13 protein-coding genes are annotated in these 13,548 nt (G+C 73.2%); 6 read left to right on the forward strand and 7 right to left on the reverse strand.

Translation table 11 applies throughout. The annotated features are described in order from the left end of the window. Window positions 1-165: 165 nt before the first annotated feature. Together ACGFU6_RS10420 and ACGFU6_RS10425 are read right to left on the reverse strand one after the other, a co-directional pair. Entirely contained in the window at window positions 166-828 is a 663-nt protein-coding gene (locus ACGFU6_RS10420) for a response regulator transcription factor (protein WP_024488613.1), read from the reverse strand. A 307-nt stretch (window positions 829-1,135) separates the two neighbouring features. Continuing rightward, window positions 1,136-1,804, reverse strand: coding sequence for a DUF3000 domain-containing protein (locus ACGFU6_RS10425; protein ID WP_393609599.1), 669 nt, complete (start codon window positions 1,802-1,804; stop codon window positions 1,136-1,138). A gap of 92 nt (window positions 1,805-1,896) precedes the next feature. On the opposite strand from ACGFU6_RS10425, the gene hemE reads away from it, so the two are divergent. After that, window positions 1,897-2,970, forward strand: coding sequence for a uroporphyrinogen decarboxylase (hemE, locus tag ACGFU6_RS10430; RefSeq protein ID WP_393609601.1), 1,074 nt, complete (start codon window positions 1,897-1,899; stop codon window positions 2,968-2,970). Window positions 2,971-2,993: 23 nt separating this feature from the next. On the opposite strand, the gene ACGFU6_RS10435 is transcribed toward hemE, so the two are convergent. Both ACGFU6_RS10435 and ACGFU6_RS10440 read right to left on the reverse strand, forming a co-directional pair. Continuing rightward, a complete protein-coding gene (locus ACGFU6_RS10435) occupies window positions 2,994-4,376 on the reverse strand; it encodes an FAD-dependent oxidoreductase (RefSeq protein ID WP_393609603.1) in 1,383 nt (460 codons plus the stop codon). Between the two features lie 83 nt (window positions 4,377-4,459). Beyond that, a complete protein-coding gene (locus tag ACGFU6_RS10440) occupies window positions 4,460-5,419 on the reverse strand; it encodes a DUF4349 domain-containing protein (protein WP_393609605.1) in 960 nt (319 codons plus the stop codon). Window positions 5,420-5,546: 127 nt separating this feature from the next. Here ACGFU6_RS10440 and hemG point away from each other — a divergent pair, with 127 nt between their 5' ends. Together hemG and hemQ are read left to right on the forward strand one after the other, a co-directional pair. After that, window positions 5,547-7,058 (forward strand): protoporphyrinogen oxidase, encoded by a 1,512-nt coding sequence (gene hemG, locus ACGFU6_RS10445; protein ID WP_393609607.1) that lies wholly within the window; start codon window positions 5,547-5,549, stop codon window positions 7,056-7,058. Between the two features lie 4 nt (window positions 7,059-7,062). Then, the gene (gene hemQ / locus ACGFU6_RS10450; RefSeq protein WP_393609608.1) at window positions 7,063-7,797 is read left to right on the forward strand and encodes a hydrogen peroxide-dependent heme synthase; all 735 of its coding nucleotides are present in this window, start codon (window positions 7,063-7,065) and stop codon (window positions 7,795-7,797) included. A 161-nt stretch (window positions 7,798-7,958) separates the two neighbouring features. On the opposite strand, the gene ACGFU6_RS10455 is transcribed toward hemQ, so the two are convergent. From ACGFU6_RS10455 to ACGFU6_RS10465, 3 genes are all read right to left on the reverse strand, one after another. Next, window positions 7,959-8,999: a TIGR04222 domain-containing membrane protein gene (locus ACGFU6_RS10455; RefSeq protein WP_393609609.1), complete on the reverse strand. Its 1,041-nt coding sequence runs from the start codon at window positions 8,997-8,999 to the stop codon at window positions 7,959-7,961. 1 nt (window position 9,000) lies between these two features. Further along, entirely contained in the window at window positions 9,001-10,323 is a 1,323-nt protein-coding gene (locus ACGFU6_RS10460; RefSeq protein ID WP_393609610.1) for a DUF692 domain-containing protein, read from the reverse strand. Window positions 10,324-10,436: 113 nt separating this feature from the next. Continuing rightward, window positions 10,437-11,204, reverse strand: coding sequence for a peptidyl-tRNA hydrolase (locus ACGFU6_RS10465; protein WP_393609611.1), 768 nt, complete (start codon window positions 11,202-11,204; stop codon window positions 10,437-10,439). A 71-nt stretch (window positions 11,205-11,275) separates the two neighbouring features. Between ACGFU6_RS10465 and ACGFU6_RS10470 the strand changes: the two genes are divergently transcribed. The 3 genes from ACGFU6_RS10470 to ACGFU6_RS10480 are packed head-to-tail and all read left to right on the forward strand — an operon-like array spanning window position 11,276 to window position 13,544. Next, window positions 11,276-11,953 carry an AIM24 family protein gene (locus ACGFU6_RS10470; protein ID WP_393609612.1) on the forward strand — a complete coding sequence of 226 codons (678 nt, stop codon included), beginning with the start codon at window positions 11,276-11,278 and terminating at the stop codon, window positions 11,951-11,953. Between the two features lie 11 nt (window positions 11,954-11,964). Beyond that, a complete protein-coding gene (locus tag ACGFU6_RS10475) occupies window positions 11,965-12,876 on the forward strand; it encodes an ATP-binding cassette domain-containing protein (RefSeq protein WP_393609748.1) in 912 nt (303 codons plus the stop codon). Next, on the forward strand, window positions 12,873-13,544 hold the full coding sequence (locus tag ACGFU6_RS10480) for an ABC transporter (protein ID WP_393609614.1): 672 nt from the start codon (window positions 12,873-12,875) through the stop codon (window positions 13,542-13,544). The genes ACGFU6_RS10475 and ACGFU6_RS10480 overlap by 4 nt, the downstream gene beginning before the upstream one ends. Window positions 13,545-13,548 lie beyond the last annotated feature (4 nt).

Genomic DNA, 13,548 nt, shown 5'->3' on the forward strand with positions numbered 1-13,548 from the left:
CGGGTGGGCCGACTGACGGGTCGCGCGGGCAGCCGGGCGGGCTCGAACAGCTACAAGTTTTGTGTGTGGGCGCCGGCCCCCCCCCCCCCCCCCGCCCCCCCCCCCCGCGCCGATGCACGTAAACCAGCCGGATCTGCATTTCTGCACACCGGTGGGGGTGTGGATTCAGTGGATGATGCCCGTTCGCAGGGCCACGGCGACCATTCCTGCGCGGTCTCCGGTGCCGAGCTTGCGGGCGATGCGGGCGAGGTGGCTCTTGACGGTCAGGGCGGACAGGCCCATGGAGACGCCGATGGCCTTGTTGGACTGTCCCTCGGCGACGAGACGGAGGACCTCCACCTCGCGGCCGGACAGTTCGCGGTAACCGCCCGGGTGGCTCGGGGTGCCGGGGGGACGGCGGTGCATACGGGCGGCATTGGCGCCGATGGGGGCGACGCCGGGACGGGTGGGGTGGCCGATGTTGGTACGGGTGCCGGTGACGACATAGCCCTTGACGCCGCCCGCGAGGGCGTTGCGCACGGCGCCGATGTCATCGGCGGCGGAGAGGGCGAGGCCGTTCGGCCAGCCGGCGGCTCGGGTTTCGGACAGCAGGGTCAGCCCGGAACCGTCGGGCAGGTGGACGTCGGCAACGCAGATGTCGCGCGGGTTGCCGACGCGGGGGCGTGCCTCCGCGATGGACGACGCCTCGATGACGTCACGTACTCCGAGTGCCCACAGATGGCGGGTGACGGTGGAACGGACGCGCGGGTCGGCCACGACGACCATGGCCGTCGGCTTGTTCGGGCGGTAGGCGACCAGGCTTGCGGGCTGCTCTAGGAGAACGGACACCAGGCCTCCTGGGGAGTGGCGGGACGGGCCGGCTCGGGGATGAAGCCGGGGCGAACCGTGCTTGAAGGGTCATTGACCTCTTCGGCACGGGAAGCCCGCTCCTTTAGAGGAAGATCACGATTTGGTGAGTAACAATTCGGGCAAATAGGACATGCGCTCGATTGTACGAAAAGAACGCCGGTGTCTGTGCGAGATTTATGACGCAGTGTCACGAAATGTCGAATCCGGGTCCGCCGCTACGAAATCCGCGATCCCGGCCGCCACGAAGACTGCGGGCCCGCAGGTACGAAACCTGCGGGCCCGGCCGCTACGAAACCTGCGGTCCGCGCCGCTGCGGCAGCGTCACGACCGCCGCGTCGGCGCCGCCCGACGGCGGCAGACCGGCGATCTGGCACAGCAGGTCGCCCCACGCCATCAGATGCGCCGCCGTGTCCGGCACCCCGCCACGCCCCTCGCGGGGTGTCCAGGACGCCCGGATCTCGATCTGTGTCGCCGGCCGCCGCGCGCCCAGAGCGCCGAAGTAGTGCGAGCTCGCGCGCGTGACCGTGCCGCCCGCCTCGCCGTAGCTGAGGCCGCGCGCCTCCAGTGCCCCGGTCAGCCACGACCAGCACACCTCCGGCAGCAGCGGGTCGGAGGCCATCTCCGGCTCCAGCTCGGCACGGACCAGCGTCACCAGCCGGAACGCCCCCTGCCAGGCCTCGTGCCCGGCCGGATCGTGGAGCAGGACGAGCCGGCCGTCCGCGAGATCGTCCTCGCCGTCGACGACCGCCGCCTCCAGCGCGTACGCGTGCGGAGCCAGGCGCTTCGGCGGCCGCGTCGGCTCCACCTCCAGTTCGGGGCGGAGCCGCGCCGAGCGCAGTGAGTCCACCGCCGAACGGAACGCGGGCGGGACGGAACCACCCTCCGAACTGTCGTCGCTGTCCTTGCTGTCGGTGCCATCGGATTGACCGGAGAAGTGTCCCTGAGCCGGAGCCATGCGGGGAAGAGTAGGCGGAACCGGAGCCTCGCGCAGGGAGGGACACCCGTGCGGGGCCGGGCTCCTTCGGCATGCGTGCGAAGATTCTGTGTGTGAGTGCCAACGAACGCCCTTCGGGCCAGCAGACGAAGACCTCCGCCGCCTACGAGTCGGCGTTCCTCAAGGCGTGCCGGCGCGAGCCCGTACCGCACACACCGGTCTGGTTCATGCGACAGGCAGGGCGGTCGCTGCCCGAGTACCTGAAGGTGCGCGAAGGCATCTCGATGCTCGACTCCTGCATGATGCCGGAGATCGCCGCCGAGATCACGATGCAGCCCGTGCGCCGCCACAAGGTCGACGCCGCGGTCTACTTCAGCGACATCGTCGTCCCCCTCAAGGCGATCGGCATCGACCTCGACATCAAGCCCGGCGTCGGACCGGTGATCGCCGAGCCGATCCGTACCCGGGCCGACCTGGCCCGGCTGCGTGATCTCACCCCCGAGGACGTCTGGTACGTCACCGAGGCCATCGGCCTGCTCACCGCGGAGCTGGGCTCCACCCCGCTGATCGGCTTCGCGGGCGCCCCCTTCACCCTCGCCAGCTACCTGATCGAGGGCGGCCCGTCCCGCAACCACGAGCACACCAAGGCCCTGATGTACGGGGACCCGCAGCTCTGGGCCGACCTGCTCGACCGCCTCGCCGAGATCGCCGGCGCCTTCCTCAAGGTCCAGATCGAGGCCGGCGCCTCCGCCGTGCAGCTCTTCGACTCCTGGGTGGGCGCGCTGGCCCCCGCCGACTACCGCCGCTCGGTGCTGCCCGCCTCCGCGAAGGTCCTCGACGCCGTTGCGTCGTACGGCGTCCCGCGCATCCACTTCGGCGTCGGCACCGGTGAACTGCTCGGCCTCATGGGCGAGGCCGGCGCGGACGTCGTCGGTGTCGACTGGCGGGTCCCGCTGGACGAGGCCGCGCGCCGCGTCGGCCCCGGCAAGGCACTTCAGGGCAACCTCGACCCCTCCGTGCTGTTCGCGCCGACCGCGGCGGTGGAGGCCAAGACTCAGGAGGTGCTGGAAGCGGCCGCCGGTCTTGAGGGCCACATCTTCAACCTGGGCCACGGCGTGACGCCGAACATGGACCCGGACGCGCTGACGCGGCTCGTCGAATACGTCCACACCAGCACCGTCCGCTGAACCACCGGGGCCGGGTGCCGCCCTCAGGCGGTGCCCGCCTCGCGTACGGCCGTCACCGCCTTGCGGGCGGCCACCAGGACCGGGTCCCAGACCGGTGAGAACGGCGGGGCGTACCCCAGGTCCAGGGCCGTCATCCGCTCGACCGTCATCCCGGCGGTGAGCGCCACGGCGGCGACGTCCACCCGCTTCGCCGCCCCGTCCCGGCCCACGATCTGCACGCCGAGCAGCCGCCCCGTGCGGTACTCCGCGAGCATCTTCACCGTCATCGGCCGCGCCCCCGGGTAGTAGCCCGCCCGGCCCGTCGACTCGATCGTCGCCGTGACGAACCGCAGGCCCACCGCGAGGGCGTCCTTCTCGCGCAGCCCGGTGCGCGCGATCTCCAGGTCGCAGACCTTGCTCACCGCCGTGCCGACCACCCCGGGGAACGTGCCGTAGCCGCCCGCGACGTTGGACCCGATGATCTGGCCGTGCTTGTTGGCGTGCGTGCCCAGCGCGATGTGCCGGGTGCGGCCCGCGACCAGGTCGAGCACCTCGACGCAGTCGCCGCCCGCCCAGATGTTGTCGTGGCCCACGACCCGCATCGACAGATCCGTGAGCAGCCCGCCGTGCGGACCCAGCGGCAGCCCGACCGCACGGGCCAGCGTCGTCTCCGGCTCCACCCCGATGCCGAGCACCACCACGTCCGCCGGGTACGAGGCGTCCGCCGTCTCCACGGCGCTCACCCGGCCGTCCGGCCCGGTGCGGATCGCGGTGACCCCGGCCCGGTTCACCGTGGTGATGCCGAGGGCGTCCATCGCCTCGTGCACCAGACGCCCCATGTCGGGGTCGAGCGTCGCCATCGGCTGCTCGCCCCGGTTGAGCACGGTCACCTCGAAACCGCGCTTCAGCATCGCCTCCGCCATCTCGACGCCGATGTAGCCGGCGCCGACGACCACGGCGTGCCGGCCCGTCGCCCGGTCCAGCGAGTCGAGGAGCGCCTGCCCGTCGTCCAGGGTCTGCACACCGTGCACCCCGGGCGCGTCCATCCCGGGCAGCGCCGGACGCACCGGCCTGGCCCCGGTCGCGATCACCAGCTTGTCGAACCCGGTCCAGGAGGTCTCGCCGGAGTCCCGGTCGACGGAGCGCACCCGCTGCCCCGCGACGTCGATCTCCGTCACCTCGGTGCGCATCCGCAGATCGATGTCCCGGGCCCGGTGCTCCTCGGGGCCGCGCGCGATCAGATCGTCCCGCCGCTCGACGTCACCGCTGACCCAGTACGGGATGCCGCAGGCGGAGTAGGAGGTGAAGTGGCCCCGCTCGAAAGCGGTGATGCGCAGCTCGTCCGGGCCCTTGAGCCGGCGCGCCTGAGATGCGGCGGACATGCCCGCCGCATCGCCGCCGATGACCACCAGTCGTTCCGCCGTCATGACAGTCCCTTCGATACCCCGTCCGAAGGCCCACGCTACGGCGCCACGGCCCCCGGAGGCGCCCTGGCGCCCACGGGAGGCGGTCACTCGCCCTCCGGCCCCGCCTTCCCGCGCCGGCGGCTCAGCCGCTGCCACAGCAGCACCACGACGGCCGCCACGGCCAGGAACGGGGCCGAGGCACCGAGCGCCATCGCGAGCCACTTGATCACCGTCACGAACACGTGCCAGCCACCGCTCAGGGCGTCCAGGAACCCCGGACCGTCCTCGTCGTCCTTGGCGGCCGCCTTCGCGTGCGGCTTCGGCTCCGAGAGGTTGAGCGTGATCGTGGCCAGCGAGGTGCGGTCCTTCAGCGAGGCCTGCTCGGCCAGCATCGATTCGAGCGCGGCCTGACGACTGCTCAGCTCGCCCTCCAGCGAGACCACATCGGACAGCTCGTCGGCCCGGTCCATCAGCTTGCGCACCCGCGCCACACTCGTGCGCCGGCTCGCGATCCGGCTGTCCACGTCGACGACCTGGTCGGTGACGTCCTTGGCGCTCGACGTGCGCGACAGTAGCTTGCCCGTACCCGAGAGGTCCCGCAGCACACTGTCGTACTCGTCCTGCGGAACCCGCAGCACCACGTGCGAGGAGGCCCGGTTGGCGTCGACCTGTTCGGTCTTCTCGTCGGCTATCAGGCCCCCGGCGGCCTCCGCCGTCTCCCGCGCGGCCGCCGCCGCCTCCGGCGCGCTCTTCACCTCCACGGACAGCGAGGCGGTACGGATGACATGAGCGGCGGCCGACGGATTCGGCTTCTTCGCCGCCGCCGAACCGCCCGTGCCCTGCTGCGCGGCCCCGGTGCCGGTACCCGCACCGTCCTGCTGCGCCGGGGCGGCGGCCCGGCGGTCCGCGTTCTTCCCGGAGTCGCCACCGGTCCCGCCGCAGCCGCTCAACGCCAGCACGGCGGTGAGCAGTCCGGCGGCGAGGGCGATCTGCCCGCGGCGGCTCGCCGGACGGCTCGTGCGGTCCGGATGTCTGTTCTCACGAGTGGCTGGTGCTTCACGCATAACTGTCCCCCCAGGACGGGTGATTGGTGATGCCGGTTCGACGTACCGGGGGCCCGTCGGGGTTGCGCGATACCGGTTTCGAAGCAGTCACGGTCAGGACTCGGAACAGGTTTGAGAGAGTGGGGGTATGCAGCGTTCAGCAAACCGCTCGGACAGGGCCACGGGACACGTCGTCGTCATCGGCGGCGGCATCGCCGGACTCGCGGCCGCCAGGCGGCTTATCGGCACCGGGCTGCGGGTCACCCTCCTGGAGGCCACCGACCGGCTCGGCGGCAAACTCATGACCGGCGAGGTGGCGGGCGTCCAGGTCGACCTCGGCGCCGAATCGATGCTGGCCCGCCGCCCGGAGGCGGTCGGCCTGGCACGCGCCGTCGGCCTCGCCGACCGCCTCCAGCCGCCCGCCACGGCCACCGCCTCCCTGTGGACGCGTGACGCACTGCGCCCGATGCCCAAGGGACATGTGATGGGCGTGCCGGGCGACCCGGCGGCGCTCGGCGAGGTGCTCTCGCCCGAGGGGCTCGCCCGGATCGCGCAGGAGCGCGACCTCACCCCGACCGAGGTCGGGGACGATGTCGCGGTCGGCGCGTACGTGGCCGACCGGCTGGGCCGCGAGGTCGTCGACCGCCTGGTCGAGCCGCTGCTCGGCGGGGTGTACGCGGGTGACGCCTACCGGATCTCGATGCGCGCCGCCGTACCGCAGCTCTTCGAGATCGCCCGGCGGGGCGGCTCGCTGCTCGACGGAGTGACCCGCCTCCAGGAGCAGGCCGCCGCCCGGCAGCAGATCGGGCCGGTCTTCCAGGGCATCGCCGGCGGCATCGGCACCCTCCCGGACGCGGTCGCCGCCGCCGTGCGCGCGGGGGGCGGCGAGATCCTCACCGAGACCCCGGTGCTGGGGCTGACCCGTACCGCGAGCGGCTGGGACGTCCGCACCGACACCCGGGTGATCGCCGCCGACGGCATCGTCCTGGCCGCCCCCGCCTGGTCCGCCTCCACCCTGCTCGCCGCCGAGTCCCCGGCCGCCTCCGCCGAGCTCGCGGGCGTCGAGTACGCGTCGATGGCCCTGGTCACCATGGCCTTCCGCCGCTCGGACGTGGCCGCCGCCGGCACGCTCGAAGGGCGCTCCGGCTTCCTGGTGCCCCCGGTCGAGGGCCGCACCATCAAGGCCGCCACCTTCTCCAGCCGGAAGTGGCAGTGGGTCGACGACGCGTCCCCCGACCTGTTCCTCCTGCGGACCTCGGTCGGCCGGTACGGCGAGGAGGACCATCTGCACCGCGAGGACGCGGAGCTCGTCGACGTGTCACGAAGCGATCTCGCGGCGGCGACCGGACTGGCCGCCCGGCCGGTGGCCACCGAGGTCACCCGGTGGATCGGCGGACTGCCCCAGTACCCCGTCGGCCACCTCGGCCGGGTCGCCCGTATCCGGGACGAGGTCGCCAAGCTGCCCGCCCTGCGGGTCTGCGGCGCGGTCTACGACGGAGTCGGCATCCCCGCCTGCGTCGCGAGCGCCCACCGGGCCGCGGACGAGATCGTGGACGAGATCACGGGGCAGGCCGAGAGGGAGAGCGCGGGGGAGACGGCGGGGGAGATCATCGCCACGCCCACCCTGGTTCAGGGCACGGGGAGCGAGGCGGGACAATAGCCGTATGAGTGCTCCTGAGACTGTGACATCAAGCAAGGCTCCCAACGCCGGCAAGAAGGCGAAGGACCTCAACGACGTCGTCCGCTACACCCTGTGGTCCGTCTTCAAGCTCCGCGACGTGCTGCCCGCCGACACGGACCGCGCCGTGTACTCCGACGAGGTCCAGGAGCTGTTCGACCAGCTCGACGCCAAGGACGTCACCGTGCGCGGCAGCTACGACGTCTCCGGTCTCCGCGCCGACGCCGACGTCATGATCTGGTGGCACGCCGAGACGGCGGAGGCCCTGCAGGAGGCGTACAACCTCTTCCGGCGCACCCGGCTGGGCAGGAGCCTCGTGCCGGTCTGGTCGAACATGGCGCTGCACCGCCCCGCCGAGTTCAACAAGTCGCACGTCCCGGCGTTCCTCGCCGACGAGACGCCGCGCGACTACATCAGCGTGTACCCCTTCGTGCGCTCCTACGACTGGTACCTGCTGCCCGACGAGGACCGCCGCCGCATGCTCGCCGACCACGGCAAGATGGCCCGGGGCTTCCCGGACGTGCGCGCCAACACCGTCGCCTCCTTCTCCCTCGGCGACTACGAGTGGGTGCTGGCCTTCGAGGCCGACGAGCTGTACCGCATCGTCGACCTCATGCGTCACCTGCGGGCCTCCGAGGCGCGGATGCACGTCCGCGAGGAGGTCCCCTTCTACACCGGCCGGCGCAAGTCGGTCGCAGACCTGGTGGCCGGGCTCGCGTAGCGAGCGGGTTCCGACCACCCCAACCCGGAAGATCAGATGGCGGGCACCGCGGCACTGTGTGCCGCCCGCTGTTCCAGCGACACCGGGTTCGGCTCCTGGTGCGGCGCGCAGCCTGCGCGCCGCACCGGCGTCGTTTTACGGGGTGTGCGCCTCGCGGACGCTCATGAGCTGCTGCCGCAGCTGGAGCCGCCACCGCAGCTGGAGCCACCGCCGCAGCTCGATCCCGAGCTGCAACTGGATCCCGAGCTGCAACTGGACCCCGACCCGCCGCCGCAGCTCGACCCGCCGCCGCAGCTGGACCCCGAACCGCAGCCGCCGCCACCCCCGCCGCTGTGGCCCGACGAGCCTCCGCACCCGCCGCCCGGAGCCGTACCGGCGCACCACACCGTCGCGGCGAACAGGGCGTCGGAGGACCCCGGGTTCGAGTACGACGAGGTGGACGCGGCGGCCGGCCCGAACCTGGACGCGGCCAGCAGATGTGCCCTCAGCTCGGGATCGGGGACGGCTCGCGGTCCCTTGGTCGCCACCAGATGGGCCGGATCGGCCCGGTACGCGTTGGCGGCGAGGTACGCGGCGTTGGCCCTGCGGCCCGCCTTGGTGATCCGGAAGCGCGAAGTGGCAACGCAGACGAAGCCGATGACGGCTCCGACGACGAGCGGCAGGAACACCTTCGCGAAGAACGGGAAGTCCGGTGCGACGGACTCCGACGAGACGAACTCGTTGATGGTCACCGCGAGGGAGGCCGGGATGGCGAGCACGCAGAGCACCCCCTGCGCCATACCCCAGCGCGCCCGGTGCCGGCTCGCTCCGGGAGTGCTCAGCAGACCGCGTGCCGCCAGGCCGTCGCCGATCTCCTGCACCGCGGCATGGCGCATCGTCGCGATCCGCAGGGTGTGCAGCGCGCCGCTCGGGGCCGAGGCGTGCTCCTGGAGGACGGCCCGCTCCACCGGGTCGTGAGCGACCGGCCGTTGGACGGTGACGATGCCGGGCCCGCCGACCGCGAGCCGGCCGTCCGCGTGCATGGCGGCGAGCGCGGTGTCCACCACCCGGCCGGGGCCGCCGTGCAGGAAGGCCACCTCGAAGAGGTCGTGGACGGGGCCGCCCGGCCCGCGCCCGGCGCGTTGCGCCGCCCGGATCAGCAGCGTCGAGGAGACCGCGACGGCGATCACCATGAGCAGGGCCACGATGCTGTTTCCGGCCATGTCATCGCCCCGCGAGTACGGTTCGGGCGGCCCGCGCCAGCCGGGTGGTGCGCCGGGGAGGCCGTGGAGCGGCCCGGTCCTGCCACCAGTGGGTCAGCCGCCGGCGGGCCGCCTTGTCCTCGGGGCGCCCCGCGACGAGCAGTTGCTCCGCGAAGTCGAGCGCGTCGCGCCGGTATCCGGCGGACATCGGGCGGCCCTTGGCGTAGGCGAGGAACGCCCCCCGGTAGGACGGCCCCAGGATCTCCGGGAGTTCGGGTGCCACCTTGGCGACGACATCGGCGCGCTTGGCGGCCAGCGCCCGGCTCTGCACACCGAGCCGGTGCTGGTCGAAGCCCTCCGGTACGGGGGTGCCGGCGACGAGTGCGGAGAGCAGCGAGGTCTGTGCCACCGCGACCCGGTCACGGGCGGCGTCAGGGCCGCCGGACCCGTCCGCCGGGGCGGGAGCGGGGACGTCGCGCGGCACGGCGGTCCGGGACGCGCCGCCCGCCGGACGCGCGCCGGTGCGGCCCGCGTCCAGCGTGGCCCGGATCGCGTCCAGTTCGCCCGCCAGCTCGGCGGCGGCCGGGAAGTCGTCGTCGCGCTCCAGCAGGACCCCGGGCGGGCTGACCCGGGAGCGCAGCTCGGCCAGGACGTCCAGGACGGGTTCGGTGACCGGGTGGGCATGCGTGTCGTGCCAGACGCCGTCCTTCTCGATGCCGCCCGCCACATGCACGTACGCGATGGCCTCGACCGGCAGCTCGTCGAGGGCCGTGGCCGGGTCCTCGCCCCGGTTGACGTGGTTCGTGTGCAGGTTGGCCACGTCGATGAGCAGCCGGACGCCGGTGCGCCCGACCAGCTCGGCCAGGAACTGGCCCTCGGTCAGCTCCTCGTGCGGCCAGGAGATCAGCGCCGCGATGTTCTCCAGGGCCAGCGGCACGGGAAGCGAGTCCTGCGCGATCCGCACGTTCTCGCACAGCACGTCCAGCGCGGCCCAGGTGCGGGGCACGGGCAGCAGGTGTCCGGCCTCCAGCACGGGCGAGGCGGTGCGCGGTCCGCCCGCCCGTACGAACGCGATGTGCTCGGTCACCAGCGGTGTGCCCAGCAGCGCGGCCCGCTCCGCGAGGGCGGCGAGCCGGCCGGGGTCGGGGCGGTCGGCCCCGCCGAGCCCGAGCGAGACCCCGTGCGGCACCACGGTGACGCCGCGCTCCCGCAGCCGTGCCAGGGATGCGGGCAGATGGCCGGCGCAGAGGTTCTCCGCGACCGCCTCCACCCAGTCGATCCCCGGCAGCGCCTCCACCGCGTCCGCGATCTCCGGCCGCCAGCCGATTCCGATACCCAGCTTCATGGTGTCCCCCCACTGCTCCACTCCGTGCAGGGGTCATGGCCCCGGCACCCGCCGCTGAATCCGATGAGGGGGACGTTCAGAGCTCGATTTGAGGTTCCCGGAACCCGTGGGTGCTACGGCCTGGGAAGTGCCGGAAGGGAGCCGACCCGGTGGGCGCCCTCGGCCACCACCGTCTTGCCGGGGGCGATCTCGGTGAACCCGGCATCCTCCACCACCGGCAGCCCGCTCACCGTCAGTTCCCGCCAGCGCTCCGTACCCGCCGTGGCGACCGAGAGGGGGAAGCCCGCCTCGCGCCACGCCGTGCGCTCCGGCCCGGAGAGATCCCACCAGGCGAGCTGCGCCCCGTGTCCGACCTGCGCCATCTCCTTGCCGGCCGACATGTCGAGCTCCGGGTTCAGCCAGAGGACCGGCCCGGCGAGGTCCGGCGCGGCGGGCGGCTCGGGGTCGTCCAGCTCCGTCCCCGAGACCTGGAGCTTGGCGAGCTCCTTGGGCCAGCCGTCCAACGGCACCGGCGGGAAGACCCGCACCTCGGCGCTCTCGCCCGTGACCGTGATCCCCGGCAGTGCGCACGCCTTGCGCCACTCCGCGCCGCGCGCCCGCCGCACCACCTTGCGGATCCGGGCGTCCTGCCAGTCCCGCATCGCCCGCGCCCATTCGCCCTCGCCCAGCGACCGCTCGTCGGAGAGCATCACGAGCACCGCGCGGGCCGCCGTGCGCAGGGCGTCGGTGCGGGCCGGGGGAGCCGTCTTCTCGATGTGGACGACCAGCGGGAGTACGTACTGCTGTGCTTCGTCCCGGTTCGTCCGCTCGGGGCGGAACGGGCTGTCCGCGGGCAGGGCGGCGGTCTCGGACGAGGATGCGGGGGTGTCGTTGCTGCTCACCCGTCCAGTCTGCCAGTCGCCCGGAAGCCGGCTCTTGGCGGAATGAATCCCTCCGGGTGAGGATGCACCGCATGAAGAGCGATCTATTCTCCAGCGAGCACATGGCGGAGCAGGCAACCGCCCCCGGAATGACCCTGCAGAACGCCAAATCGATCAAGTACGCGGTCAGCGGCGAGATGCACGCCCGCCAGGGATCGATGATCGCCTTCCGGGGTGACCTCCAGTTCGAGCGCAAGGGCCAGGGGCTCGGCGGCATGCTCAAGCGTGCCGTCACGGGCGAGGGCCTGCCGCTGATGGCGGTCCGCGGCCAGGGCGAGGCGTGGTTCGCGCACGAGGCGGCCAACTGCTTCATCGTGGAGATGGAACAGGGCGACGTCCTCACCATCAACGGCCGCAACGTCCTGTGCTTCGACGCGACCCTCACCTACGAGATCAAGACCGTGAAGGGCGCCGGGATGACCGGCGGCGGCCTCTTCAACAGCGTCTTCAGCGGATACGGGAAGCTCGGCCTGATGTGTGAGGGGAACCCCATCGTGATCCCCGTCACGCCGCAGCAGTCGGTGTGCGTCGATACGGACGCGGTCGTCGGCTGGAGCGCCCACCTGACCACGTCGCTGCACCGCTCGCAGAGCGTCGGCTCGATGCTGCGCGGCGGTTCCGGCGAAGCCGTGCAACTGCGTCTCGACGGCGAGGGGTTCGTGATCGTACGGCCCAGCGAGGCCAAGCCGGAGAAGGCGTCCGCCAACTGAGTACGGACCTCCTGCGGCTGCGTGGAGTGGGCCGGCGGTACGGACTGGCGGGCCCCTGGGTGCTGCGCGGGATCGACCTCGGTCTGCCCGCGCGCGCCCTGGTCCGGATCGAGGGGGCCAACGGCACCGGGAAGTCCACCCTGCTGCGGCTCCTGGCCGGCATCGACGCCCCGACCGAGGGCCGGATCTCCGGCGAACGCCCGCGCACGGCGTACGTCCCCGAGCGCTTCCCGGCTGCGCTGCCCTTCACCGCGTCCGGCTACCTCGTCCACCTCGGCCGGATCCACGGGCTGCGTACGGCCGAGGCGGCCGCACGCGCGCAGGCGTGGCTGACCCGGTTCGGCGCCGCCGGGCACGCCCGCACCCCACTGGCCGAGCTGTCCAAGGGCACCGCCCAGAAAGTCGCCGTCGCGCAGGCGCTGCTCGCCGAACCGGAGCTGCTGGTACTGGACGAGGCCTGGACCGGCCTGGACACCGCGGCCCGCGGCGAACTGGACCGGGCCGTCGCCGAGCGGGTCGCCGCCGGGGCCACCGTCGTCTTCGTCGACCACGCCCCGCACCGGCTCGCGGGCACCGCCGACCACGCGTTCCGCGTCGAGGCACACGGGCTCCTCGCGGTACCCCCCGCTCCTGCCGCGACGCGCACCGGCCCCCGGGTCCGGATCGAGGCGGCCGGCCCGCCCGGCAGCCCGCTCCCCGTCCTGCTGCCGGGCGATCCCGGCCGGGCGGACGGCGAGGACGGGGCCCTGCTGCTGACGGTCGCCGCCGCGCACTCCGACGCCCTGCTGAGCGCCCTGCTGACGGCCCGCCCGCCCTGGCACATCCGCCGGCTCACGCCACTGCCCGAACCGGGCGGGCCGCCCGCCGGTACCGCACCTGCCCAGGCCCCCGCCGCCTCCACCGCCCCCGACGAGGCGCCATGACGGCCCTCATCCGCTACCAGGCCGCCCTGCTGCTCCGCTCCCAGCACTGGCTCGCCCCGGTCCTCCTGTACCTGGCCTTCCTCGGCATCGGCATCCGCCCGGGGCAGCCCGTGCTGGACTCGCTCGGCTACGCCTCGGCCGGACTGCTGCCCGTCACCGCGTGGCTCGTGCGGATCTGCGTCGGCCAGGAACCGCCCGCCGCCCGCACCGTCGTCGCCGCGGCCGCGGGCGGGGCGCCGCGGGCTCATCTGGCCTCGCTGCTCGCGGCGCTGGGGTGCGCCGGGCTGCTGGGCGCGGCCGCCACCTCGGCCGTGCTGCTGATCAGCGATCCGGCCGACGCCCGCCACACCGTCAGGGTCCCGCTGCCCGCCGCCGGCCTCGCCGGGCTGCTCGCGGCCGCGTGCTGCGTCCTGCTGGGGGCGGCGGCCGGGGCGCTGTGCACCCGTCCGCTGCTGCACCGGCGCGGCTGGTCGGTCGCCGCGACGGTGCTCGCCGCGCTGCTGGCCCTGGTGACCGGCGGATCGCCCGCGAAGTACGCGGTGACGGACCTGGTCACCGGTTCGCTCACCGGCACCGTCCATACGCCGGTGATTCCCTTCGCCGGAGCCATGGCCCTCGCGGCGGCGGCCGTGGCGCTGGCCTGCAAGCTCACTTCCGTACGCGGCTGAGTAG

The sequence above is a fragment of the Streptomyces sp. NPDC048462 genome, from assembly GCF_043200175.1.
Classification (GTDB): Bacteria; Actinomycetota; Actinomycetes; order Streptomycetales; family Streptomycetaceae; genus Streptomyces.